This is a genomic window from Sphingobium sp. MI1205, from assembly GCF_001563285.1.
Classification (GTDB): Bacteria; Pseudomonadota; Alphaproteobacteria; order Sphingomonadales; family Sphingomonadaceae; genus Sphingobium.
In genome coordinates this window covers 991,808-1,015,862 of sequence record NZ_CP005188.1, presented here as the reverse complement: position 1 = coordinate 1,015,862, position 24,055 = coordinate 991,808, and the positions used below count along the sequence as shown (strand labels likewise).

At 62.8% G+C, this 24,055-nt stretch carries 26 protein-coding genes, 1 tRNA gene and 1 pseudogene; 15 read left to right on the top strand and 13 right to left on the bottom strand.

The window, feature by feature from the left end; all coding sequences use genetic code 11:
* Positions 1–16: 16 nt before the first annotated feature.
* Entirely contained in the window at positions 17–586 is a 570-nt protein-coding gene (locus tag K663_RS04870) for a DUF1003 domain-containing protein (protein ID WP_062114787.1), read from the bottom strand.
* Positions 587–1,112: 526 nt separating this feature from the next.
* Here K663_RS04870 and K663_RS04865 point away from each other — a divergent pair.
* Both K663_RS04865 and K663_RS04860 read left to right on the top strand, forming a co-directional pair.
* On the top strand, positions 1,113–1,994 hold the full coding sequence (locus tag K663_RS04865) for an SDR family oxidoreductase (RefSeq protein ID WP_062114784.1): 882 nt from the start codon (positions 1,113–1,115) through the stop codon (positions 1,992–1,994).
* A complete protein-coding gene (locus K663_RS04860; protein WP_062114781.1) occupies positions 1,994–3,004 on the top strand; it encodes a DMT family transporter in 1,011 nt (336 codons plus the stop codon). Before K663_RS04865 ends, K663_RS04860 begins: the two co-directional genes overlap by 1 nt.
* Here K663_RS04860 and K663_RS04855 read toward each other — a convergent pair.
* The 3 genes from K663_RS04855 to K663_RS04845 all read right to left on the bottom strand — a co-directional run bounded on the left by K663_RS04855 (position 2,958) and on the right by K663_RS04845 (position 6,202).
* Positions 2,958–5,018, bottom strand: coding sequence for a glycoside hydrolase family 65 protein (locus K663_RS04855; protein WP_062120374.1), 2,061 nt, complete (start codon positions 5,016–5,018; stop codon positions 2,958–2,960). The two genes, K663_RS04860 and K663_RS04855, sit on opposite strands and share 47 nt — an antisense overlap.
* Before the next feature lie 190 nt (positions 5,019–5,208).
* Entirely contained in the window at positions 5,209–5,409 is a 201-nt protein-coding gene (locus K663_RS04850; protein WP_145902232.1) for a DUF6894 family protein, read from the bottom strand.
* Positions 5,410–5,485: 76 nt separating this feature from the next.
* Positions 5,486–6,202, bottom strand: coding sequence for a Crp/Fnr family transcriptional regulator (locus tag K663_RS04845; RefSeq protein ID WP_062114776.1), 717 nt, complete (start codon positions 6,200–6,202; stop codon positions 5,486–5,488).
* Between the two features lie 99 nt (positions 6,203–6,301).
* Here K663_RS04845 and K663_RS24275 point away from each other — a divergent pair, with 99 nt between their 5' ends.
* The 3 genes from K663_RS24275 to K663_RS04835 all read left to right on the top strand — a co-directional run bounded on the left by K663_RS24275 (position 6,302) and on the right by K663_RS04835 (position 8,029).
* A complete protein-coding gene (locus K663_RS24275) occupies positions 6,302–6,640 on the top strand; it encodes a hypothetical protein (RefSeq protein ID WP_235589522.1) in 339 nt (112 codons plus the stop codon).
* Positions 6,630–7,367, top strand: a complete 738-nt coding sequence (locus tag K663_RS04840) for a Crp/Fnr family transcriptional regulator (RefSeq protein ID WP_062114763.1) — start codon at positions 6,630–6,632, stop codon at positions 7,365–7,367. The genes K663_RS24275 and K663_RS04840 overlap by 11 nt, the downstream gene beginning before the upstream one ends.
* A gap of 68 nt (positions 7,368–7,435) precedes the next feature.
* Complete coding sequence (locus K663_RS04835) at positions 7,436–8,029, top strand: sensor histidine kinase (RefSeq protein ID WP_158511152.1); 594 nt, start codon at positions 7,436–7,438, stop codon at positions 8,027–8,029.
* 206 nt (positions 8,030–8,235) lie between these two features.
* On the opposite strand, the gene K663_RS04830 is transcribed toward K663_RS04835, so the two are convergent.
* Positions 8,236–10,653: a membrane-bound PQQ-dependent dehydrogenase, glucose/quinate/shikimate family gene (locus K663_RS04830; RefSeq protein WP_062120371.1), complete on the bottom strand. Its 2,418-nt coding sequence runs from the start codon at positions 10,651–10,653 to the stop codon at positions 8,236–8,238.
* Here K663_RS04830 and K663_RS04825 point away from each other — a divergent pair.
* Positions 10,652–11,476: a cytochrome c oxidase assembly protein gene (locus K663_RS04825; RefSeq protein WP_235589521.1), complete on the top strand. Its 825-nt coding sequence runs from the start codon at positions 10,652–10,654 to the stop codon at positions 11,474–11,476. The two genes, K663_RS04830 and K663_RS04825, sit on opposite strands and share 2 nt — an antisense overlap.
* Positions 11,473–12,150 carry a cytochrome b gene (locus tag K663_RS04820; protein ID WP_062114754.1) on the top strand — a complete coding sequence of 226 codons (678 nt, stop codon included), beginning with the start codon at positions 11,473–11,475 and terminating at the stop codon, positions 12,148–12,150. Before K663_RS04825 ends, K663_RS04820 begins: the two co-directional genes overlap by 4 nt.
* A gap of 4 nt (positions 12,151–12,154) precedes the next feature.
* On the opposite strand, the pseudogene K663_RS25225 reads toward K663_RS04820, so the two are convergent.
* A pseudogene (locus K663_RS25225) lies at positions 12,155–12,727 on the bottom strand (c-type cytochrome); the annotation flags it as partial.
* Positions 12,728–12,805: 78 nt separating this feature from the next.
* On the opposite strand from K663_RS25225, the gene K663_RS04805 reads away from it, so the two are divergent.
* The 6 genes from K663_RS04805 to K663_RS23215 all read left to right on the top strand — a co-directional run bounded on the left by K663_RS04805 (position 12,806) and on the right by K663_RS23215 (position 17,661).
* Entirely contained in the window at positions 12,806–13,192 is a 387-nt protein-coding gene (locus K663_RS04805; RefSeq protein WP_235589520.1) for a c-type cytochrome, read from the top strand.
* A 2-nt stretch (positions 13,193–13,194) separates the two neighbouring features.
* Positions 13,195–14,124 (top strand): cytochrome c oxidase subunit II, encoded by a 930-nt coding sequence (gene coxB, locus K663_RS04800; protein ID WP_062114744.1) that lies wholly within the window; start codon positions 13,195–13,197, stop codon positions 14,122–14,124.
* On the top strand, positions 14,121–16,652 hold the full coding sequence (locus tag K663_RS04795) for a cbb3-type cytochrome c oxidase subunit I (protein WP_062114741.1): 2,532 nt from the start codon (positions 14,121–14,123) through the stop codon (positions 16,650–16,652). The genes coxB and K663_RS04795 overlap by 4 nt, the downstream gene beginning before the upstream one ends.
* Before the next feature lie 2 nt (positions 16,653–16,654).
* Positions 16,655–16,939 (top strand): hypothetical protein, encoded by a 285-nt coding sequence (locus tag K663_RS04790; RefSeq protein WP_062114738.1) that lies wholly within the window; start codon positions 16,655–16,657, stop codon positions 16,937–16,939.
* Positions 16,940–17,029: 90 nt separating this feature from the next.
* The gene (locus tag K663_RS24610) at positions 17,030–17,278 is read left to right on the top strand and encodes a hypothetical protein (protein WP_201026675.1); all 249 of its coding nucleotides are present in this window, start codon (positions 17,030–17,032) and stop codon (positions 17,276–17,278) included.
* Positions 17,279–17,457: 179 nt separating this feature from the next.
* On the top strand, positions 17,458–17,661 hold the full coding sequence (locus K663_RS23215) for a hypothetical protein (protein ID WP_083535828.1): 204 nt from the start codon (positions 17,458–17,460) through the stop codon (positions 17,659–17,661).
* 193 nt (positions 17,662–17,854) lie between these two features.
* Here the strand turns inward: K663_RS23215 and K663_RS04780 are convergent.
* From K663_RS04780 to K663_RS04760, 5 genes are all read right to left on the bottom strand, one after another.
* Positions 17,855–17,931, bottom strand: a tRNA-Arg gene (locus K663_RS04780).
* Positions 17,932–17,965: 34 nt separating this feature from the next.
* Positions 17,966–18,442: a DUF1178 family protein gene (locus tag K663_RS04775; protein ID WP_062114724.1), complete on the bottom strand. Its 477-nt coding sequence runs from the start codon at positions 18,440–18,442 to the stop codon at positions 17,966–17,968.
* Positions 18,439–19,269: a carbon-nitrogen hydrolase family protein gene (locus tag K663_RS04770; protein ID WP_062120365.1), complete on the bottom strand. Its 831-nt coding sequence runs from the start codon at positions 19,267–19,269 to the stop codon at positions 18,439–18,441. Before K663_RS04770 ends, K663_RS04775 begins: the two co-directional genes overlap by 4 nt.
* Positions 19,270–19,274: 5 nt before the next feature.
* Complete coding sequence (gene grxC, locus K663_RS04765; RefSeq protein ID WP_062114721.1) at positions 19,275–19,532, bottom strand: glutaredoxin 3; 258 nt, start codon at positions 19,530–19,532, stop codon at positions 19,275–19,277.
* A gap of 46 nt (positions 19,533–19,578) precedes the next feature.
* Entirely contained in the window at positions 19,579–20,331 is a 753-nt protein-coding gene (locus tag K663_RS04760) for a ComF family protein (protein WP_062120362.1), read from the bottom strand.
* A gap of 41 nt (positions 20,332–20,372) precedes the next feature.
* Here K663_RS04760 and K663_RS04755 point away from each other — a divergent pair, with 41 nt between their 5' ends.
* Positions 20,373–21,221 carry a class I SAM-dependent methyltransferase gene (locus tag K663_RS04755; protein ID WP_062114717.1) on the top strand — a complete coding sequence of 283 codons (849 nt, stop codon included), beginning with the start codon at positions 20,373–20,375 and terminating at the stop codon, positions 21,219–21,221.
* A gap of 18 nt (positions 21,222–21,239) precedes the next feature.
* Here the strand turns inward: K663_RS04755 and K663_RS04750 are convergent, their stop codons facing one another.
* Together K663_RS04750 and K663_RS04745 are read right to left on the bottom strand one after the other, a co-directional pair.
* Positions 21,240–22,208 (bottom strand): diacylglycerol/lipid kinase family protein, encoded by a 969-nt coding sequence (locus tag K663_RS04750; RefSeq protein ID WP_062114714.1) that lies wholly within the window; start codon positions 22,206–22,208, stop codon positions 21,240–21,242.
* A 4-nt stretch (positions 22,209–22,212) separates the two neighbouring features.
* Positions 22,213–22,707 carry a DUF2141 domain-containing protein gene (locus K663_RS04745; RefSeq protein ID WP_062114711.1) on the bottom strand — a complete coding sequence of 165 codons (495 nt, stop codon included), beginning with the start codon at positions 22,705–22,707 and terminating at the stop codon, positions 22,213–22,215.
* Positions 22,708–22,841: 134 nt separating this feature from the next.
* Between K663_RS04745 and lptF the strand changes: the two genes are divergently transcribed.
* The gene (gene lptF / locus K663_RS04740; protein WP_062114707.1) at positions 22,842–24,053 is read left to right on the top strand and encodes an LPS export ABC transporter permease LptF; all 1,212 of its coding nucleotides are present in this window, start codon (positions 22,842–22,844) and stop codon (positions 24,051–24,053) included.
* The last annotated feature ends 2 nt before the right edge of the window (positions 24,054–24,055 follow it).

The window sequence follows — 24,055 nt, the reverse complement described above, 5'->3', positions numbered from 1 at the left end:
CAGGAACTGCGTTCAATTAGGGATCCGGCCTTCGGTCCTGCTGCTCAATCTCGTCCAGCACTGCTTCGGGTGCCACATCGCGAGCGATGTCTTCAATTACTGGGTCGTCAGCTTTTCGGAGTCCGAGATGCTGCGCCAGTTCCAGATTCATCTGTACCAGTTTGGTGATCTCATGTTCGGCTAGCAGGCTGATCTGAAGATCGAGATCGGCTCTCTTGTCCGCCGCAGCCGCTGCGCGATTTTGGCTGATCAGAACGAATGTTGACAGGAATATCGCTTCCACGGAAGCCCAGGTTGCCAAGATGACGAATGTGGGATCGAATGGCCGAAAGCCAGGAAACAAGCGCAAATTAAGCGCAATCCATGCGCCAAACAACACCAGGTGAAGGTACACGAACCGCAAGCTGCCGGTGAACCGAGTTATGGCCTGGGCGATTTTCTCCTGCGCGCTCGCCCGTTGCTCTTCGCCGCGGCGCCTGGCTTCAAGCGCCGCGATGTTCCGCTTCAGTGCTTCAGAAAGATTGGGCGGTGCAGGAGGCGGTATCGTGACCGCTGGTTCGTCCGGACGATGCGGAGGATCGCTCATGATTTTTGGCCTGCCCGATATGGTTGCATCATGTAGGCAGAAGATGCTGAACCCCCTCGTCTGATCCGCTTGATTCCAGCTTCTTCGTCGGTCGTATAAACCAACCCTCCGGCCTCCGCTGCGCACCGCTCTGCCTAATCGGTGGCAGTTGAAGTTTCGAGGATCATAAATGTAATCGATCTGGAAAGGGTTTCAGTTCCAACCGCTATGCTCCTGAAAGGAAGCTATTCGGCTCAGATCGAACTCGCCAAAAATTTGGCTATAAAATCAAAAGCAAAAGGTTCGCTGCTCGTCTTGATAATTCTCAGGACTTGCCTAGTTCCTCTGACGTCACGACCCTTCGGTCTCCAGATCAGCAGCTTTGGTGGTCGGCGATGGCGCCATTGACTCCCGGCGCGCCGCTGACCTTCGGTCAACGAAATAGATAACGCGGATCAGTGCAATATTCCTTTTCCGCCCTCGGTCGGAACCGGTCTGCGCTCTCGTCATTGGTCCGTCATGTTCAAATCACCCGAAGGTGATCCCGATGCCGCACCCCGCCGATCCACCCCCAGCGCCCGTCCCATCCCGGAATACCGACTTTCGCGGCCGTGTTGCCATTATCACGGGTGCGGGACGCGGCATTGGGCGAGCATTTGCCGTCGCCCTCGCCAAAACCGGCTGCAACCTCGTCCTGTGCGACATCTGTGATGATCTACCCGAGGGCACACCCTATCCAAAGACGAGCCTGGAGGAATTTGAACTGACGCGGAAGCTCACCACGGACTGTGGCGTCGATGTCGTGGCGGAAATCGCCGATGCTGGCGACCCAGACGTCGCCCGGAGGCTCGTTTTGCTGGCGCAGGAACGGTTTGGGCGGTTGGACTTCCTCATCGCCAATGCCGCGCTCACGATCGAAGGCGAGATTGTCGATCTGTCCCCCGAGACATTTGAAATAGTCATCCGCAACAACTTGCTTGGCGTCTTCAACATCCTCTCTCCTGCCCTGCGGGTGATGCGGGAGGCATCGCGCGGCCGTGTTGTCATCATAGCCTCTGGTGCCGCCCGGCACGCCGAAGCCAATGCATCGCCATATGTATCCTCAAAATGGGGACTGATCGGCCTGGCCAAGACGGCGGCACTGGAGGTGGCAAAGGCCGGTGTGACGGTAAACGTCATCTTGCCCGGTCCAGTCGATACGCCAATGATGTCGAGCGCGGAACGGTTCCAGCAAGCCGTGCCGGACAAGGACGAACCCACACGTGATGACTATCTGGAGGCCCGCAAGAACGCGACGCCCATGGGCTATGCCTGGGTCAAGCCGGAAGATGTCGCGGCAGCCGCCCTGTTTCTGCTGAGCGACGAGGCGCGCTATGTGAGCGGCGGCACGCTCAGCATCGACGCGGCAGACAGCGCCAACTGGACCTGATGCGCCGCAATCGCCCTGTCGTTGCATGGCCCGGTCCCGACGGGCTGCCCCCGCAGATCGAGGCGGGAGAGGAAGATGCACCAGCGAGCGGACGACCTATCCTCATGGTCCTGGGCGCCGTGTTCTTCTTCACTCTTTCCGACGCTTTCGCCAAAAAGCTGGGCGACAACATGCCCGGCTTTCAGATTGCGTGGCTTCGCTACATTCTGTTTTTCGTCTTTGCGCTCTGGCTGGCGAAGCGGGCGGGGCTGTCTTCGCCCCTCAGCAATCAGCCCAGCCTTCAGCTTCGGCGGGCCTTTTGCCTGCTGCTTTCCGCTACTCTTTTCCTGCTCGGTCTCGGGCGTTTGCCTGTCGCAGAGGCCACAGCGATTTCCTTTGCAACGCCCGCGTTCGTCACCATCCTGTCCATCCCGCTACTGGGAGAGGTCGTGAAGCGTCGCCGCTGGACTGCGGTTCTGCTGGGCCTTGCGGGTGTTATCATCGTGGTTCGACCTGGAGCCGACGCTTTTACGCAGGCTGCGCTCTTTCCTCTGGGCTCCGCCCTTTGCGGCGCTTTGGCGGTGATCTTCACGCGCGGCATCGGCGATCGGGATCCGCTGCCAACCACGCTGCTATGGTCATCCGGCATCGGGTTATTCGCCCTCACCATCAGCAGCCCGGCGTGGTTCGTGCCGATGGCGAGCCGGGAAGTCTTGGTTGCCGGCCTGATGGGGACACTTTACGCGGTTGGCCAATGGCTGCTCGTGGCCGCTTATCGTCAGTGCGACGCATCCTTCCTTGCGCCCTTTTCCTATGCTCAAGTGCTGTTCGCCACTGTGGTAGGGCTTGTCGTCTTTCGAAGCTGGCCTGACGCCATTTCGCTCGCGGGAATTCTGCTCATAGCCCTTAGCGGAGCCTATACCCTCTACCGCGAAGGAATTTTGGGCCGCCTTCGCGCGCGCCACGGTTCCTGGCTGCGTCGATCTATGCGGGGGCGAGCCGCGCCCGTTCCGCCCCCTGCTCGGCGATAAGCCTCATTGGCTGTCCCCCGGCCCAGAGCCGCTCGACTGTGATGCTCTTCCATCCGGCGGGCAGAACCACCTGCCGGCGTCCCCAACTGGCCGGGTCATCCCCTGAAATTTCCAGCCCGGGCAGTCCCAGCAGCATGGTCATCAACATGCCGCCGATATTGGCCATGAAGGGACCTGCGGGCACTTTAGAATCGGCGTGATCCTCCCGATATTCGAGACATTGGTGGAAGCGGCCCTTGTCATAAGCCGCATAGCCTTCCTGAAACAGTTCAAGGGCAAGGCCCCTGTCGCCCGTCATCGCTGCCCAGATGGGATAGAAGGCAGGCAACATCGGCGAACCCACATAGTCGCGCCAACGGGGCAGGAAAAGCTCCAGCGTCGCCTTCCTCTGTCGATCGGAAGCAGGGTAATAGAGCGGAAAGAAACCGGCCAAGGGCGATGGCGTCGCCCCCTTCGGCTCGTTGACGTTAAAGTCGTCATGCGATGGTATAGCACCATTGCTTCTTTCCGGGAGATAGAGACACTCCAGAACATCGGACCACAAGGTCGGCACATCGGCGCCGATAGCCTTGCCGATGCGGACCGTGCGGGTGAGCAGGTCGAATGCCGCCATCAGCGTGAAGCTGTCATTGTTCGGTGGCTCCGGCACTTCCGCCGGGCCAGTCGCCCTGAGCAGTTCAGCCCCCCGCTCGGTCATCGTCAGTCGCGATGTCAGCCACTCGGCCACCCCGGCCAGAATAGTCCATCCACGATCCCGCACGTAGCGTCTGTCGCGAGTGACTTCGGCGTGAAGAGCGAAGGCACGCGCGACATGAACCGACACATGCGCCGCATGCGCTGCGGCAGGCCCCGCACCGGGCGTCGCCTCTTCACCGGATAGCGGGGCGGCCTGCCAGGGGAAGCGAAGTCCTGCATGTCCGTCGAGCTTGGCATAGGCGAGGGCGGCATCAAGATGGCCAGCCCGAAAGTCGAGCAAGCTTTTCGCCGCGTCCGGCTGGACGAGAAGCAGGGGCGGAACACAGAAAGCGTCGATGTCCCACATTACATGGCCATAATAATAGTTGTAATTCGGCCAGCTCGCGAGGCCGAACATGGACGTCGCAGCCGCCGAGGCTCGATGAGCGGAACTGTTCAGATAGAAAAACCCTGCGTCGATCAGTCGCTGATGTTCACTGCTGGCTCCATCGACGGTGATGCGGCCTCGCCAGAGTTCGGCCCAACTCTCCCGATTGAGCGCGCGCAGCTTTGCGAAGCCGAGGTCCAGCCCCTTCGCCAGTCGGCGGACCGCCTCCTGTTTGGGCCGATGATGGACAACTGACGGGACGAGGGCGGCGATCTGCTCCAGGCGGACGGCCTTCCCGGACTTCAGGTCGATTCGATATTCGGTAATGAGGGGCCCCGATCCGCACTTTTCCTTGAACTGCGGCTCTTCCGATTCAGCCGTGCATTGGCTGTGGCAGGCGATGCCGCAACAGCTCATCCCACCCTCGGGGATCCACAGCATGGCTCCATCGCGCCCTTCTGCCTTCCCACCGGTTTCGCGCTCTTCGGCATGCCCCCGCACATTTGCCGTAGAAATCATGGCACGAACCCGGACTTCACATGGCTTGTTCGCGGATAAGTCAACCGTCTGGAGAACAAGAACGGGGTCGCTTCGATTGGCGAAAGTCAGCGCCTCCACCTTGATGGTGAGTTCGCCCTGATGGAAGGTGAAGCGGCTCGTCAACTCGCCATGGTAAAAATCATATCGCTGCTCCAGGTCACCGATCGACCACGGCTGTTCGGACAGCCATGCCTCGCCGATCCCCAGATCTCCAGCAAGCGGGTAGGGAACCGGGACGGCTGCTTCGATCGTTTCGTCCGTGTGTAGCCCCACGACACCGTTCAGGATCGTGGAGCCGGGGAGCAACGGGACTTCACGCACTCTAAGGCCGATCAGCCCGTTTCCAACATAAGCGGGAAGATCGTCGCCGCGAGCGCCCTGAACCGAATCTGGACTGATCGGCTTTTCCACGAAGCCACCTCCATGACCAACAGCCACCAATCGGTGGAGCGGTTGCGTGGTTCCATGAAATGTCGGCTTGGGCCGCAATAAAAGGGCCTCGCAAGGATCAAGGGTAATCTGAAAATCGGTCGTCGTCTTGCCTGCGTTAGAGCGCGAACAGGCCCTCTGGCGAGATGTTCAGCTTCTTCTGTTCGATACCTTACCAAGCTGTCCCGACTGGCGGATCACAGAAGGATGGTGGCAGAACATCGCGGAAGGCGACGTAAAGCAGGTTGCAGCCCCACTCATCGCTGATTTCAAAACCGACGCCCTGCGGATCGACGCCTTCCAGCAGAGCCGCCGCCAGCAATTGCCTGGCAGCTCTGACAGCTTCGCCTCGCGCAGCCGCCAGATCAGGCAAGTCGCTTCCCTCTGGGTCATCGATCCTCGACGTCCGGGTTTGTTGATGAAGGAAAAAGCGCGGCATGCCGGCGGCTTCAACTCGGCTCGCCGATCAGTCGGCGATATTCCGCTTCCGGGACGCCGTAGCTGCTGTCGGAAAATTCGACGAGCGCTTCCCGGTCGAGTATCTTGATATTGCCGCGCGTGGACCGGATGAAGCCGTTGCCTTCGATGACATGCAACGCGGAAGTCACGCTGGGACGCTGGACCGCCAGCATGATGGAAAGAAATTCATGTGTGATGCCGATATCGTCGCCATCGACGCGATCGTGGCACATCAACAGCCAGCGGGCGAGCCGTTCTTCGATCAGTTGATTGGCATTGGAGAGGGCTGTGAAACTCGCCTGCGTGATCATGGTCTGGATATAAAGCAGCAGCTTTGCGAGCAATTCTGGCGAGGCAGCAAGCGCCTGGCGCAATGCGGCGACCTCCATCCGATAACCATCCCCGGCGACCTGAACGAGGGTCTGCTGCGAAACCCGGTCCACTCCAAGGACGGCGCTGATCCCCGACATGCCGTCGCGCCCGAAAATGCCGACTTCGACGCGGCGACTATCGGGCGTCGCCACCACCATCGAACCGATCCCCCGGTCGAAAAAGTGAACATGCGTGAATGGCGTGTCCCGTTCGATCAGCACATCTCCTTTTTCGAGCGTGACCGATTCCAGATGGGGTCGCACGGTCTCGTAAGCCACCGCCGACAAGGATGACAGCAGGCAGTTCCGCACGTACGATTTGGTGGGCTGAGACATGAACTCCTCGCATACAGCAGGGCGGGAGCGAACGAACTCTCAGCCACCTGCGCCCGGAAATCGGCAGGTGATGGCTCAGTCTAGACCCAATCGGATGTCATGTCATCCGGCCAGCCCATGTTTGTCAGCTATCATACAGAAACAGCTTTGAGCGTTGGAGTATTTATCCATCAGCGTATGCTCATAAATCCACATGCGGTGAGTCATGTTTCGATGAATATCTGCCCACATTCTGTTGCTCATGAAGGCATAGAGGGGAGCTGGAGAGCGTTTTTGATGATGAATAGCCGTTCTTTGGAGCAAATATTAACACGCTCCATTCTCATTTTGCGTAGCTTTATTGAGAATCCCACCGCACCCGTGCCACGACGCCTGTTATTCGCGCCGCTTTGGCATGCAGCCACTCTTTCTGGCGAGGTGTACGAACATGGCCGGTGATGCACTCGACCTTATCCAAACCCAGGCCATAGCGCGATCGATGTCGGCGGGCTCGACTTTGATCGATGAAGGCAGCGCGTGCAGCACGCTTTATCTGTTGCTGGATGGATGGGCGTTCCGCTACGCCACCACCGCCGATGGATCGCGGCAAATACTGGCGGTTTTGCTGCCGGGAGATTTCTGCAACCTTGATTCCCTGAGCCTGTCGCGTCCCGATTACGGGATCCGCACTATCACCCCGGCAAAATTCCTGGCGGTGGAGCGCAGCCGCGCCATCGAGCTTAGCCAGTCATCCAGCGAGGTGGCCCAGCTATTCCTGAGCCGAATGGCGATCGAGAATGCGTTGCTCGGCCGTTGGACATTATGCCTGGGCCGCAAGTCGGCCATGGCGCGTCTGGCACATCTTCTGTGCGAACTCGTGGCCCGACTGGACGGCGCGCGTGACGGCGATGCAGTGCAACTCGATCTGCCGCTCCGTCAGGAACAGATCGCCGATATTCTCGGGCTGACGACGGTCCACGTCAACCGGACGATCCGGCATCTTTGCTCCCTGGGTGTCATAGAGAGACGCGGATCAAGAATAGATATTCCATGCGTAACGAAATTGTTGAGGGTCGCGGAGTTCGACGAAAGCTATCTCCATCGGTCGGAACGGACCAGATCTTGGCTCCTTGGACGCAATTCCGATGCGGGCTCTCCGTTCAGTGGCCGAGAGCTATGCTCATGAACGTACAACGATCCTGTCATGCCAAAGCAACGGTCTCTTCCGATCCGCAGCTTCTGCTTCGTGAAACGATGCACAGATCCAGCAACGACCTGCAACTCATCGTTGCAATGCTTTCTCTTCAGGCGCGCCGCGCAATTCATGCCGAAGCGAAAACGGCCCTTCGCGACGCGGCCGAGCGCATCGACATTCTGGCGCATGCAAGGGCGGCGTCCCTGAGCAGCGACAAGCCGAGCCTGGAAAGCGCACTCCGGCACATATGCGACGCATTGAATGCCCAAGCCGCGCCGCGGGGCATACTGATCATGCTCCGGGTCGATCAGGATTGTGATGGATTGGACCCGGCCCACGTAGCTCCCATGTCGCTCGCCGTGAACGAACTGGCCACGAATGCCCTCAAACACGCCTTCCGCGATGAAAACGGTGGACATGTCGTGATCGCGGCGCGGACCGAAGGTGACCATATCATTATCAGCGTGGATGATGACGGGACTTCCTTCACCGCTCAGAAACACACGAATGGCGGAGGTCTGGGCCTGGACCTGATCCGTCGCCTCGTCGCCTCTTGCGGCGGAGCAGTTCGCACGCCAAAGCCCGGATCGAAGCTTTTTGTACTGACGCTTCCATTGCAGTTCCGAGGGTCAGATGTGGAAAGCTTCACCTGAATGAACTTTACCGTGCCGTGCCGCTTAAGAAATTCTGTGAAATCGCCGATCAGCGTCTGGCCGAGGCCGGTCCGATCAGCAATCAGCCCCGCGTAGCGTGAGAGACGAACCCCGGACCACCATACCACTGTACTGGCGATCGCGAACATGCCGACGAGCAACGGAAGCGGCAGCGTCTCGAATGCGATCATAGGAAAGGCCCGCGGTCAGTCCGGCAGCGCATAGGCGACCAGCGCGTCGCCGATCGGTGTCTCCATGAAGTGATGACCGCCGGCCATGATCACCACATATTGCTTGCCATTGACCTCATAGACCGATGGGGTCGCCTGTCCTCCTGCGGGTAGCGTGTCCTGCCATAACGTTTCGCCGGTTCGGATGTCGATCGCGCGGATGAGATTGTCGGTCGCGGCGGCAATGAAGATGAGTCCGCCGGCGGTGACAACCGCCCCGCCGTTGTTGGGCGTACCGATGTTCACCGGCAGCATCGACGGAATGCCCCAGGGCCCGTTGCGCCTCGCGGTGCCGAACGGGCGGTCCCAGATTGTCCTGCCGGTGCGCATGTCGATCGCGCGGATGCCACCATAGGGCGGGCGCTTGCAGAGCAGGCCGGTGAGCGGCAGGCGCCAGCCGGGATTGACGGCGATGGCATAAGGGGTGCCCGCCTGTGGATCCTGCGATCCATGCCCGCCTTCACCCATGTCGCCGCCGCGCGCGGACTCCTCGCCGCGCGGAGCGGGGAAGCCCTTTCGTTGGGCCTCCTCGCGCGGAACCAGGCGGTTGTAGTTGGGCATGTCGTTATAATTGGCGACAATCACACCGCGCACCGGATCGACCGCGATGCCGCCCCAGTCGGTGCCGCCATTATAGCCGGGATACTGGACGAAGCGCCTGTCCGCGGTGGGGGGCGTATAGGGCCCGCCATAGGCTGCGCGCTTGAACTGGATGCGGCAGATCATCTGGTCGATCGGCGACATGCCCCACATGTCGCTTTCCTTGAGCGCCGGAAATGCGAGGGAATGATAGCTCGAAAAGGGCTGGGTCGGACTGCGAAGTTGCGGTTCCACGCCCGTACGTGGGACCGCGCGTTCCTGTACGGGGAAAAGCGGTCGTCCCGTACGCCGGTCCAGGACATAGATGTCGCCCTGCTTGCTGGGCAAGATTAGCGCCGGGACGTTGCCCGCAGCGCTGGGAAAATCGACCAGAGTTCCCTGCGCGCCGAGATCATAGTCCCACACATCGCGCCGCACAGTCTGGAACCGCCAGCGCGGCTTGCCCGTCGTGACGTCGAGCGCGACGAGCGAAGTTGAAAACGCATTCTCCTGCGGGCTGCGGCTGCCCGACCAGTAATCGACCGCGCTGTTGCCCATGGGTAGATAGACGAGGCCCAATGCTTCGTCGCCGCTCGCGATCGTCCACATGTTGGGCGTGCCGCGCGCGTATTGCTCCCCTTCGGGCGGCAGGCCGTTCCAGTGGGGATGCACCATGTCCCATGCCCAGCGCTGCTCGCCAGTGACGGCATCAAAGCCCTGGATGACGCCGGACGGCGCGCTGCGCTTCTGCCCGTCGAGCACTTGGTGCCCGGTCACGATCACGCCCTGTACGATCGTGGGCGGCGAGGTGATCGAGACCATGCCAGGCTCGACCGGGCCCATGCCGCGCTTGATATCGACCGCGCCGTTCGATCCGAAGTCCGAGCAGGGCTTTCCAGTCTGCGCATCGACCGCGATCAGGCGGCCGTCCAGCGTTCCTTCGATGATCCGCGCGGCGCACTCACTGTCCGCGCCGACACCCGGTGCGGCGAAATAGGCGACGCCGCGACAGGCTGCGGTATAGGGAATCCACTCGTCCGAGACCTGCGGGTCGTAGCGCCAGCGCTGCTTCCCCGTGGCGGGGTCGAGTGCGATAAGGATGTTGGTCGCCGAGCAGAGATACAGCGTGCCACCGACCTTCAGCGGCGTTGTTTCCGCACCATATTTGCTGTCCGTCGGATCGCCCTGCGGCATGTCGCCAGTGTTGTAGACCCAGGCCCGCTCCAGCTTGCCGACGTTGTCGGGGGTGATCTGGCCCAGCGGTGAATAGCGTTGCGCGGCATAGGTGCCGCCATAGGCCGGCCAGTCGGTACCGGCGCGCATCGGAGAAGGGTCAGCGACGGTCGAGGCGATCACGCCCGGCAGCGCGCCTGCTTCGGTGCGGTTGATGCGCGAGATCGCGAATCCCGCGATGACGAGAGCGAAGATCGCGATGCCAGACGCACCGATCGCGGTACGCCAGCGGAATTTCCCGAGTTGGGGAAGTGTCAGGAGAACAAGGACGAGCAGGATCGTCGGGCCAACCGCGAAGGGGATCAGACCCCAGCCGTCGAGCCCGGTTTCGACCAGCCCCCACAGGATGGAGAGCAGCCATGTCGCACCATAAAGCCAAGCGCCCAATAACCGGCCGCGTATCAGCAGGGCGCCAGATGCGAGCAGGCCGATGCCGGCGATCAGGTAGAAGGGCGAACCGCCCAGGATCGTGAGCCACGCTCCTCCGATGGCCAGAACAAGCCCCGCAATCGCAAGGATGGCACCCACGATAGCGGCATAGAGCGAGCGAACGCGGGGATGGGCGGTTTCATGATCCTGCATGTTCCCTCCTGCTTCCAAGGGAACCGACCCCGCCGCGATCGGTTCCGGATGGGGCTGGCAAATTGGAAAGGGGCGGTCGTCGAAAGGCATGGGCACGCCGATCACCTGGATACCCTATTGCGGGATCGCGCCGGGGCCGGCCGAGTTAGCTGTGCGATGGAATCTCGATCCGCTCCTGATCCTCGGCCTAGCCGCAGTGACGCTGGCGTGGTGGCGCTGGGGAAGCACCAACGCGAACCAGCGGCGCTTCCTGCTCGCGGCGGCGATCCTTCTCGCACTGCTGTTCGTCTCGCCCTTCTGCGCGCTCACCTCCGCCTTGTTCTCCGCCCGTGCGGTCCACCATATCGCCCTGACCGCGCTCGCCGCGCCATTGCTGGCGCTGGCGTTGCCGGTTTGTCGCGTGCCGGGCGGGTGGGGCTTCTGGACCGGCGTCCATGCCGCCACTTTTTGGCTGTGGCACGCGCCGCCCGCCTATGAAGCGGCTCTGTCCAACCATGCGATCTACTGGATCATGCAGTTGAGCCTGTTGTTCACTGCGCTCGCCCTGTGGCGCGCAGTGCGGGCCGTGCCGGTCACGGGCGGAATCGGGGCCCTGCTCGCGACGATGGTGCAGATGGGGCTGCTGGGGGCGCTGCTGACCTTTTCGGGAATGCCGCTGTATGCGCCGCATTATCTCGGGCCGCTAGCATGGGGGCTGACGCCGCTCGAGGATCAGCAACTGGCGGGCCTCATCATGTGGGCGCCCGGCGCCGGCCTCTACCTCGCCGCCGCGCTCGCGCTGCTTGGCCGATGGTTCGCCCGTGAACAGGCGACGGCGGCATGAGCGTCGTGGGCGCGTTGCGCGAGTGGGCGCGGGGCCATACCGAGCAAAGCCGCTACTCACCTGTCGGCATTGCCTTTCACTGGGTGATGGCGTTTCTCGTTCTCTTCCAGCTCGGCTGGGGCTATTATTGCAGCTGGCTGCCCGCAGGCGGCGACAAGCTCCTCGCCTATCAGCTGCACAGTGCCGTCGGGCTTCCCATCCTGCTGCTCGCGCTCGGACGGCTGGGTTGGCGGCTGATGATCCCCGGCCCCGTGAACGATGCCGACAGGCAGGGTTGGCAGACCCAGACCGCCTATGCGCTCCACTATGTATTCTACATCGCCTTTTTCGGGCTGCCGCTGAGCGGCTGGGCGATGTGGTCGTCGATCGCGGAGCCCGGGCCGCTCTATATGGCGGGGATTGTCCCATGGCCACAGCTGCCGTTCGACCAGCTATCGCTGACGACGCGCTGGCGGATCATGGACTTGGCTGAGGATGTGCACCTTGCCCTCGTCTTCACCTTGCTGGCGGTGATCCCGATCCATGTGGTTGCGGCGCTGAAACATCATTTCTGGGATCGGCACGATGTACTTCGCGGGATGTTGCCAGCGATTCCCGACGCGGAGGATCCCCGGGGAGAGACGACGCATAGGCCGCGAGAGCCGCTGATTCCCGAGGGGACAACGCCCGGCTGATCCGCTGCATCTCGCCTTGTGGATCGTTGCGGCGCGCGCTGTCGCGCCATTGCTGGAGCTGGTGCGCGAGATAACCGGCAGGCTGGCCCGCGACCGGCGGATTGGCCGCGCCGACGCCTTGCCCGCGACCCCCATGGCACGACGCGCAGGCGGCGAGTCCACGCGCCGGGTCGCCGTGATGATAGATGGTATGTCCTGAAGGGGTTCCACGCAGCTTCTGCCGTGTCGGCTCGTGAGACATGGCGGCATAATATGCGGACACGGCATCATGCTGCGCGGGCGTCAGCTTGCGCGCGATCGCCTCCATCTCGGGATGCCGCCGTCGTCCGCTGGCATAAGCTTCGAGCTGTCCGGCCATGTAGCCCCTGTTGAGCCCGGCTAGGCGCGGCGTTCCAGCGCCGTTACCGCGCCCGTCGATGCCGTGGCAGGTGATGCAGGCATTGCCAGCGCCCGCATCGCCGCCGCTGACCGCCAACAGCTCGCCACTCGCCGTGAACCGGTCCGCGGAACCGCGCTCGACCACTCCGCAGCCGGCCAGGCCGAGGCTCGCAAGAAGGCAAAGTGCGCGCAAATCCATCACATCACGGAACCGACAGGATGGGGCGACGGTTCCGGAAGCGAAACGCCTGTGGAGGCATAGCCGGAAGGGGGATCGTTGCCGGACGCTCATATCCTGCTGCCAGCCTTGCTGCCGATGCTGATGCTGATGCTGGGAGCGTGCAAGCCCTCCCCTGATGCGACGCAGCACATGCCCGAGGCGAGTGCGGCGCGCGGCATCCTCGCGATCCAGCGCGCCGGTTGTGGCGCCTGTCATACCATAGCAGGCCTTGCATGGCCCAAAGGCAGGAGCGGACCGTCGCTCGAGGGCTTTGCAGAACAGGGGCTGATCGCGGGCAGGTTGCCCAACCGGCCCGACATGCTCGCCGCCTATGTCCGCAATGCCCCGGCGACGCTTCCCGGCACCACCATGCCCGCGATGCCGCTGACGCCTGTGGAAGCGCGCGATGTCGCCGCCTATCTCTATTCGACCGGCGAGCGGTAAGGATGAACTTCGCCTCGATCATCCCGGTCTTCGATCCCGCCGGCCCCTATGCCGGTTCGATCACAACCCTGTCCTGGGTGCTGATAGCGATGGCGATAGTTGTGTTCGCGGTGGTGCTGGTTGCACTGTGGATCGCGCTGTTCGGCGGAAGGACGCTGAAGGCGCGGCTCGGTGGTCCGACAGTTGTCTGGGTGGGCGGCATCCTGTTCCCGGTCGCCGTGCTGTCCGCTTTGTTGATTTACGGTCTGTCACTGACCCGCAACCTCACTGCGCCGGTTCCATCCGATGCGATGCGCGTGCGGATCACCGGCGAGATGTGGTGGTGGCGCGTCGCCTATCTCGACGCGCAGGGGCAGCCATTCATGCTCGACGCGAACGAGCTGCACATCCCGGCAGGTCGTCCGGTGCTGGTCGAGCTTGAATCCAACGACGTCATCCACAGCTTCTGGGTGCCGCGCCTATCGGGCAAACTCGACATGGTCCCGGGCCGGCGCAACAGGCTGCCGATCCAGGCGGACCGGCCAGGCGTCTATGCCGGGCAATGCGCCGAATATTGTGGCGGTCCCCATGCGCTTATGGGCTTCGTCGTTGTGGCCCATGCGCCAGCTGAGTTCGACGCGTGGCTGGCAGTCCGGCGCGCGCGCTCCGCAGCGGTGGGGGGTGAGGGCGCGGCGCTGTTCCGCTCGACCGGCTGTGCGGCCTGTCATCGCATCGCCGGAACCGACGCCAACGGCACTGCCGGTCCCGATCTTACCCATGTCGGATCGCGCCGGTCGCTCGGCGCGGGTATCCTGCCCAATCATCGCGGCACGATGATGGGCTGGATCGGTGACAGCCAGGCGATCAAGCCGGGCAACCGCATGCCGCCCTACAAGATGCTGTCGGCGCAGGAACTGACGACGCTGGCCACCTATCTTGAGGCGCAGAAATGATCTCGGAAACCGGGTTCGACCCGGCGCTGCTCGACCGGTTTCCGACCCGCGAAGCCCGCCCTGAGGGCGAGGTCGAGGAATTGAAGCGCATATGGGCCGCGCCAAAGGGCTGGGACCTGCTGACGGTCGTCAACAACAATTATGTCGGCTTCTTCTATGTCGCGACCGCGTTCCTGTTCTTCCTGCTCGCCGGCATTCTCGCACTGGTGATGCGCGTGCAGCTTGCGCTTCCGTTGCAAGGCATACTTCCGCAAGAGACCTACAACCAATTCTTCACCATGCATGGCACGGTGATGATGTTCCTGTTCGCCGTGCCAATGGTCGAGGCGATCGGGGTGATGTTGCTGCCCCAGATGCTGGCGGCGCGCGACCTGCCCTTCCCGCGCCTTTCGGCCTATGCCTTCTGGGCCTATTTCGTCGGCGGCTTGTGCTTCTTTGCCTCGCTGTTCGTCGGCCTCGCCCCCGATGGCGGCTGGTTCATGTATCCGCCCTATACAAGCCTGACCTACTCGCCCGGCATCAACGCCGATTTCTGGCTGCTGGGGATCGGGTTCATCGAGATTTCGGCGATCGCCGGGGCGATCGAGATTATCGTCGGCGTGTTGCGTACCCGTGCGCCGGGAATGAGTCTCGACAAAATGCCCGTCTATGCCTGGGCGATGCTGGTAATGGCCGTGATGATCATCATCGCCTTTCCCGCCGTCATCCTCGGCACCCTCCTTCTCGAGATCGAGCGGGCTTTCAACTGGCCCTTCTTCGATCCGACGCGTGGCGGCGACGCGCTGCTTTGGCAGCACCTGTTCTGGTTCTTCGGCCATCCCGAGGTGTATATCATCTTCCTCCCCGCCTCGGGCCTTGTCTCGATGATGGTTGCGGCGCTGGCGCGTACGCCGTTGGTCGGCCATTCGCTGATCGTCCTCGCCTTCCTCGCGACCGGGTTCATCAGCTTTGGCGTGTGGGCGCATCATATGTTCACCACCGGCATGCCCAACATTTCGGTCGGCTATTTCTCGGCTGCGAGCATGGCGGTCAGCGTGCCCGCAGGCATCCAGGTGTTTTCGTGGATCGCGACCTTCGCGCTCGGCAAGCCGCGCTACAATGTGCCGACCCTGTTCGTGATAGGGGGCCTCGTCACCTTCGTCATCGGCGGGCTGACGGGGGTGATGGTGGCAATGGTGCCGTTCGACTGGCAGGCGCATGACAGCTATTTCATCGTCGCGCATCTCCACTATGTCCTGATCGGCGGGATGGTGTTCCCGCTGTTCTCCGCCTTCTATTACTGGACGGGGATGACCAGCAGCCGGGCGCTCAGCGAACGGCTTGGCAAATGGGCATTCTGGCTGATGTTCACAGGCATGCAGGTGACCTTTCTGCCGATGCATCTCACCGGCCTGATGGGCATGCCGCGGCGCGTCTACACCTACCTTCCCGGACGCGACTGGGAAGTCACCAACATGATCTCGACTGTCGGCGCCTTCCTGCTGGCTGCGGGCGTGCTGGTGTTCCTGATCGATCTTGCGCGCAACTTCCGTTTCACCGTCGATGACGATGCGGGCAATGTCTATGGCGGCGGCACGCTCGAATGGTTGCCCACGGGTCTCTATTCCACCCGCAGCATCCCGGTGGTGCGCAGCCGCGAGCCCCTGTGGAACGATCCCGATATCTGCGACGATGTGGAACAGGGCCGCTACCTGCTCCCCAACGCGCCGACCGGTCTGCGCGAGACGATCATCACCAGCCCGCTGCGCGCCGAGCCGGAATATCTCCAGATCATGCCTGGCCCGTCGCCCTGGCCATTGCTCGCCGCGATCTTCACCGCCGGTTTCTTCCTGCTGCTGACAGTGCAGGCCTACACTCCCGGCTTCGTGTCGGGCGTTCTGGCGATCCTGTGTACCCTGCGCTGGCTCTGGGACACCGATCGGGTGGTGAAGGAGGAGCAGGTCGATGTGGGGGCCGGCATCATGCTGCCCACCTATGTCACCGGGCCGCGCACGCATGGCTGGTGGGCGATGGTGATCCTGCTGATCGTCATCGGGATGATCTTCGCGATGGCGGTGTTCAGTTTTCTCTACCTTTATGGCGTCCAGCCCTCTTTCTGGATCGCCCCGGCAGGATGGGAGGGCGCGGCGGTCGCGTTGCCACTCTATACGCTGGCTGCGGGGTTGGCGCTCTGGTCGCGTGTGATGCTCGCGCGCGAAGCGACGCGGTTGTGGACCCCCGGTATATTGTTCCTGGTAGGGGCGGTCGCGCTTGTGGCAGCGGTCGGTACGGATATCGCCTTCTGGCAAGCATCCGGACTGAGGCCGGATGCGAGTGGCCAGGGCGCGATCGTCTATATGCTGCTGACGCTCCAGGCACTGCTCGCATTCATCGGTCTGTTGATGGCAGGCTATATATCAGCCCGAAACAGCCGTGGCATGATCGTGCGCCCCCGTAATAACAGTCTCGACCTGTGCGTCCTTTTCGTCGTCTATGCTGCGGGTCAGGGCGCGCTCACGGCGGTCCTCGCCCGCGCCATCGGGGGATGAGGATGCGTATCTGGGTCACGCTGCTCGGTGGACTACTTGTATGGGCGCTGCATTTCTTCGCCCTCTATGCGGTCGGCAGTATCTTTCTGACTACGGATCTCGCGCGCTGCTTGACAATCGTCCTGACGGTCGCCTGCCTGGGGATCGTCGGTCTGGTAGGGCTTCGCGCGTGGCAGGGTCGGCATTCGGATGCCGCGAGCCGATGGGTAAGGATCGTGGCGCTATGGGGCGTCCTGATCGGTGCCATCGCGATCCTCTGGCAGGGGTTTGTCGCCGTGCTGATCTGAACATTCCGGCTCGGGTTGACGCGGATCACCACTGCTGGATTGCCCATAGGAGAATGAAATGCTCTTCGCAGTTTTTCGGGACTCCTGAAGGTGTTGCTGGACGCTTCGGCCTATCTCGCGTTGATCACGATTCTGCGGATCAGCGGCAAACGGACCCTCGTCAAAATGAACGCCTTCGATCTCGTGGTTACGATTGCACTGGGATCGACGCTGGCAACCATCCTGCTCACCAAGGATGTCGCTTTGGCGGAAAGCGTGGTCGCATTCGCTGTCCTCGTCCTGCTCCGTTCGTCATTGCGTTCTGGGCAATACGCTATGCCTGGGCCGAGCGTCTTGTGAAGTCGGAGGCGCGGATGCTGTTATCGGACGGCGCGATTGACCGGGGCGCTTCGCAGGGAGCGGGTGACCGAGGCCGAGATCTATTGCGCGGTGCGATCTGCGGGGCTGGGTGATGTCGACGATGTAGCTGCGGTCGTGCTGGAAAACCGACGGCAGTTTCAGCGTCATCTCCGGCGCGCGTGCCGAAAATCGTTCGGCGCTACAGCCACTCGAAAGGCCCCGCGCATAAGCGGGTCGCGCGACTAGCGTTTCTCGCTCCCGACATCATCAGCGCCATCCTCGATGGCCGCCAGCCCGCATCGCTGACCCCCCGACGCCTCATGAAGCATGCGGCTATTCCGCTGGACTGGAAAGGCCAGCGCAAGGCACTCGGCTTCGGATAGGCATCTCGCCAAAACCGTGTGCCATTCGAAAGGCCCCCGTGAGACGCGGGGCCCTTTTCTTCGTTTTGGGGCCGAAAGGCGCGTCTCTGTGGCACCTGATTCGTCAGCGCCTCGGCAAAAGGGCGCAGAACTGCGCGATTCTGGAGGCCATGCACAGACTAGGTCCGGAAAGACCTCGCAAAGCGAGAATGCGTGGTGCGCCCGACGGGATTCGAACCCATGGCCCTCAGATTAGGAATCTGATGCTCTATCCTGCTGAGCTACGGGCGCCCGGTGACGGCTCTATGCTGCCCCGCAAGCGTGGTCAATTCTTCGCTTCGGGTGGAACCACGGGAAAAAGCAGCGGCGCTACCTCGACGCCTTCTGAAATCAGGGCGCGCGCTTCCTCGGGCGCTACTTCGCCATGGATGCTTGCCCGGTCCTTTTCCCCATAATGCATCGCACGGGCATGCTCGGCGAAACCACGGCCGACCCAGGTCGAATCCTCCAGCACCTTGGCCTGCGCCTGGGCAAGCGACTGCATGATCTCGCGCATACGCGCTTCGTCCCCGGCCAACGCGACTGGAGCCGTGGGGCCAGCGGAAGCGGGGGTTTCAGCAGGGCGGCGGTTGCCCTTTGCGGCGACGGCCGGGGCCATCACCGCCTTGAACACATCGGGGTCACCGCACATGGGGCAAAGCAACAATCCGCGCGCGGACTGATCCTCAAAGTCGGCGGTCGATCCGAACCATGCTTCGAACACATGGCCATGGGCGCTGCATCTAAGGTCGAAAACAATCACGAAAGCGTCACATCCACTGGAAGGATACGCCGGTTGGCGATTGCGGGCACCCGCCCGCGCACCTTCTCTACGCGCGAGACATCGATTTCCGCAAGGGCAAGACCACCCACACCGCCCATGTCCAGCACGACTTCACCCCAAGGATCGACGATCAGGCTGTGGCCATAGGTTTCCCGTGCATCTTCATGCACGCCCGTCTGCGCGGCGGCGATGACGAAACAGCCCGCCTCGATCGCCCGTGCACGCAGGAGGATGTGCCAATGCGCCTGTCCGGTGGGTACTGTGAACGCGGCCGGTATCGACAATATCGTCGCTCCAGCGTTGGTGAGCGCGCGATACAAATCCGGGAAGCGCAGGTCATAGCAGACGGAAAGACCCATCCGCCCCCATGGCGTATCGACGGCGACGACCTGCTCGCCCGGACCATAAACGGACGATTCCCGCCAAGTTTCGCCGGTGGCGAGATCCACATCGAATAGATGGATCTTGTCGTAACGAGCGCGGACCGCTCCGTTGGCGTCGATCATGAAGCTGCGATTGGCCCAGCGCCCGTCGCTGCGTTCATCCTTCAACGGCAGCGATCCCAGATGCACCCACAGGCCGTGCTTCGCAGCCGCGTCGCGAACCTGCGCAAGGACCGGGTCATCCGCTTCGCTGCGCAATGTAGCCGCCGCCCGCGACCGGTCGCGGTCCAGATAACCTGCCATTTCGGGCGTGAAGAGCATGTCCGCTCCCTCCGCCTTGGCGCGCGCAACCATCATCGCAATGGCCTCGCCATTCGCTGCGGGATCGATACCGCTGGTCATTTGGAAGATCGCGGCGCGCATCTTGTTCACAGCCCCAGCAACGGGTCCAGCCTGCCCTGCCGGTCCAGCGCAGCCATGTCATCGCTGCCGCCGATATGCCTGCCGTCAATGAAGATCTGCGGCACGGTCGTCCCGCCATTGGCGCGCTGCAGCATCTCGGCGCGCTGGGGGCCGCCCATGGTGATGTCATACTCGTCGAACGCCACGCCCTTGCTCTGCAGCAATCCCTTCGCTCGCGCGCAGTAGCCGCACCATGCCTTCGTGTAGATTTCGACCTTCGCCATTACATACTCCTTGCGGGGGCTGAAATTGTCGCTGAGGCTGCCTTTGTCAATCGGCGCCCTCTGCGCCGACCGGCAATGCACGCGCCCAGCACATCAGGTGAACGCTGGAGGCGCCGCCCCGTTTCAGCACCTTGGCGCACGCCGCAGCAGTCGCCCCGCTGGTATGCACATCGTCGATCAACAGCACCGACCGCCCCTTAACCCGGTGCGCCGGGGCGAGTGCAAAGGCTCCGCGCACCGCCTTGGCCCGCTGTCCGGCGTGCATCCCCCGCAACGGCTGGGTCGCCCGCGTCCGCAGCAGCGCATATTTATCCACCTCCAGCCCTGTCGCGCGACCCAGATGATCGGCGATCAATGCCGATTGGTTGAAGCCTCGCCACCACAGCCGCCAGCGGTGAAGCGGCACCGGCACGATCAGCGGCGGCCCATCGAACACCGGCATCCGCCGCGCCATATGCCCCGCAATCAGCCGCGCCAGACCAATGCGCCGCCCATATTTCAGCCGCAGCGCCACCGCCCGCGCCACATCGCCATAGGCCAGCACGGCCCGCGCACTGTCATAAGACGGCGGCTTGGCAAGGCAGGCGCCGCACGCCGCATCCGGGCCGCGATCATGATCGAAAGGCACGCCGCAGCGCGCGCAGCAAGGATCGCCCAGAAAACGCATCCCGCCCCAGCAGGACAGGCAAAAGGCGTTGTCGCTCGCCACTATCGCGCCACATCCGGGGCAGCGGGGCGGCAGAGCATAATCCAGCGCGGGACGTAAAGCGGCCTTGAGAATGGGGGCAAGCGGCATGATCTCCCTTGTTCCCGTTCCTCCCCCGATGCACAAGACCCGCCATGACCCCGCCCGACATCTTCGATCGATCGCTGCGCGCCCGCCGTCGGGACCGCATGCTGGCCCGATTTGCGGACCATGACTTTCTCTATCGCGCGATGCTGGACGAAATGCTGGACCGGCTCGCCGATGTGCAGCGGGATCTTCCCGAAGCGCTCGTCATCGGATGCCCCGACGCAAGCGCACGCACCGCGCTGGAAGCCATGGGCAAGCGCGTCGTCTGCGTGGACCCCGGCTTTGCCGCCGCCCGCGTACAGCGGGGCGTGCAGGCGGAGGAGGATGCGTTACCCTTTGCCGATGATAGTTTCGATCTGGTGCTCGCCTGCGGAACGCTCGACAGCGTCAACGATCTGCCCGGCGCGCTTATCCTGATGCGCCGGGTCCTGCGGCCCGATGGCCTGATGCTGGCGGCCTTTACCGGGGCGGGCACCCTGCCCCGCCTGCGCGCCGCGCTGATGGCGGGCGAAGGCGACCGCCCGAGCCAGCATATTCATCCTCAGGTCGATGTACGTGCGGCGGGCGACCTGTTGAGCCGCGCGGGCTTTGCCATGCCGGTCGCGGATAGCGAAACGCTGACGGTGCGCTATGGCGACATGCTGCGGTTGATGCACGACCTGCGCGGCATGGGCGCGGGCAATGCGCTTGCGTCGCACCCCCCTGCCCTGCGGCGAGACGCGCTGATGGGCGCGGCCCGGCATTTCGCCGGCGCGGCCGATGCGGACGGCCGGACGGCCGAGCAGATGGCGATCCTGTATCTGAGCGGCTGGAAACCCGATGCAAGTCAGCCCAAACCAGCCCGGCGGGGCAGCGGAAACATGTCACTGGCAGACGCTCTCAAACGGAAGGATTGATCGCCGCCCTGAGACGGCTCAGGCCGCCAGTCGCAAAAAGGGAACCGGCTCTGTCGACCGAAGCACGATGGGTCTGCCTTCGGAAGCCTCGAACAGTTCGCCGTCCAGGATCACGCTACTGTGATCGCCTTCGATGCGGATGATGTCGCCCTGCTCCAGGTGAACGCCCTGCACCTGCCCCTTGCCAACGCGCCGGGTGATGCTGGCCCAGCCCAGGCGCAGCAGCGCGGGCAGGCTCTGATCGACCGCCATCAGCTTCATGTTGCCACGACGGCTATCGCCCGCCTGCACCCCCAGCAACAGCCGGTCGAGCGTCGTGACGATCAACACCGCGAAACGCCCGGCAAGCTGTCCCTCGCGGATCAGGGAAATGCGCACCGGATGGCTGGATTGCGGCAGAAACCGGGCACGAATGCCAAATATCAATGACGCCAGCACGGCCAGCACCGTCAGGAAATGGCTGAGCCCGTTGGACAAGCCCAGCGGATAAATCTGGTTGCGGCAATAGAGCATATAGTCGGCCAGACCCGCGCCGCCGAGGAACATGCCCAGCACCGGGCGCGATCCCGCCCGCCCGTCCGACAAGGCGATCAGTTCACGCGCGACCACATGGTCATCGACCCCGGCCTTGGCGATCTGAACGATACGCTCCAGCGCCTTGATCGGATCGCCGTGAATGCCAAGGTCGAGCGCGATCAAGTTCGTCTTGCCATTGGGCAGCACCGCGATCGGCGGCACCCGGCCGGGGAAATGCTCACCCTGATACAGTTCGGTCAGCGCCGCCTGAACGGTGCCGTCGCCGCCATTGATGACGATGACGACCGGATCGACGCGGGCGATGGTCTGCAACGCCCGGCCGATCTGTTCGACATGCTCCACCTCATAATGGAAAATGTCGGGATTGCTGGCGCAATAACTGCGCACGCGCGGAAGCGTCTGCCGGTTGCCCGTCGACTTCGGATTGGACAGGAGGGCGACGCGGACCATCGGATCACATATACTGAAGTTTAATGGTGAGACGCGTCACACCCGGGCCGACGTTGACCGCGGCCTTTTGAACCGATGGCTTGCCCAGATTGAATATGCTGATCGAGGGATTGTTCGAAAAGCCGCCGCCATCGCGCGAGATGTCGGTCTTGCCATTGCCGTCGCGATCATGCCGCACCGCGATCGCATATCGGCCCGGTTCCGGCACGGGTACGCAGAAACGCATGCCGCCGCCGCTGGGCCGCACCGTAGTGTCGATGCGATTGAGCCATGCGCCCTTCGCCAGCCAGGCGCTCTTGGTCGCGGGATAGGATTGCACGCGCACATTACCGGTCGGGGCGGCGAAGCCGCGCACATCGACCAGCACCGCCGGCCCCTTGGCCGATGCGCCGCACCTATCAAGATCGTTGCTGATTTCCTGTCCGTGGGCAAACGCCGGAAATGAGGCAAAAAGCGCCCCTGCCGACATCAGACCCATCGCAACTTTAAACATGACCATCCAACTCCGTGAAGCTATAGCCGCCCGAGAAACCGGACGGCGAGCCCCTGTTCGCCCCCGCGAACTTTATTCCGTGCTTCCGCTATGGGCGGGGTTTGCGGCCAAATCATGGTGATGGGACGACCACATAGAGAATGCTGACCGCCACCGACCGATATCTCGCCCGCCTGATAGCGCTGCCGATGCTCGGCACGCTGGTCATTTCCGCGATGCTGCTGGTGCTCGACAAGATGTTGAGCCTGTTCGATTTCGTCGCAGCTGAAGGCGGCCCGGTCAGCGTCGTGTGGCGGATGCTGGCCAATATGATGCCGGAATATCTTTCGCTCGGCATTCCGATCGGCCTGATGCTGGGCATTTTGCTCGCCTTCCGAAAGCTGGCCCTGTCGTCCGAACTGGACGTGATGCGCGCGGTCGGGCTGTCCTACGGCCGGTTGCTGCGCGTGCCGTACATGTATGCGATCGCGCTGGCCCTGCTCAATTTCGGCATCGTCGGCTTTGTCCAGCCCCTGTCCCGCCACGCCTATGAAGCGCTACGTTTCGAACTGCGTTCGGGCGCGCTGGGCGCGTCGATCAAGGTCGGCGAGTTCACCAACCTTGGCAAGCGCATGACCCTGCGGATAGAGCGCAGCCTGGACGAAGGCCGGAACCTTCAGGGCATCTTCGTGCGCGCCACGGGCAAGGATGGGCAGACCCTGGCCGTGACTGCCGCACAGGGCAGCTTCCTGGCGACGGACGACCCCGACACGATCATCTTCCGGTTGCGGGACGGCGTGCTGGTCAACGATGCGCCGAAATATAAATCGCCGCGCATCCTGTCCTTCTCCAGCCATGATTTGCCAATCGACCTGCCGCAGATCGAACGGTTCCGCGGGCGCAATGTCGATCGGGAAAAGACGATTCCCGAACTCGCGGTGATGGGCCATGATCCCGCAACGCCCGAAAAGCTGCGCAACGAGATTCGCGCGAATTTCCATTTCCGCCTGGTTGAAGTGGCGATGATGCTGCTCTTGCCCCTCGCGGCCCTCGCCTTCGCCATTCCCCCGAAACGGTCTACATCGGCGCTGGGGGTCTTTCTTTCGATCGTCTTCATCGTGACCTACCATAAGATCAACGAATATGGCCAAGGCATCGGCGCGCTGGGCAGGGTCGATCCGATCATCGCGCTGTGGACGCCGTTCCTGCTCACCGCCGGGCTGATCCTGTGGATGTATCATGTCGTTGCGCACCGTCCCGGCGGACAGCCGATCGGCGCGCTGGAATATGCGTTCGCCACACTCGGCAAGCAGGTGGCCAAGCTGCTGCGCTTTGGCAGGAAGCGCAGCGCGGCAGCCCAAGGAGCAGCTTGACA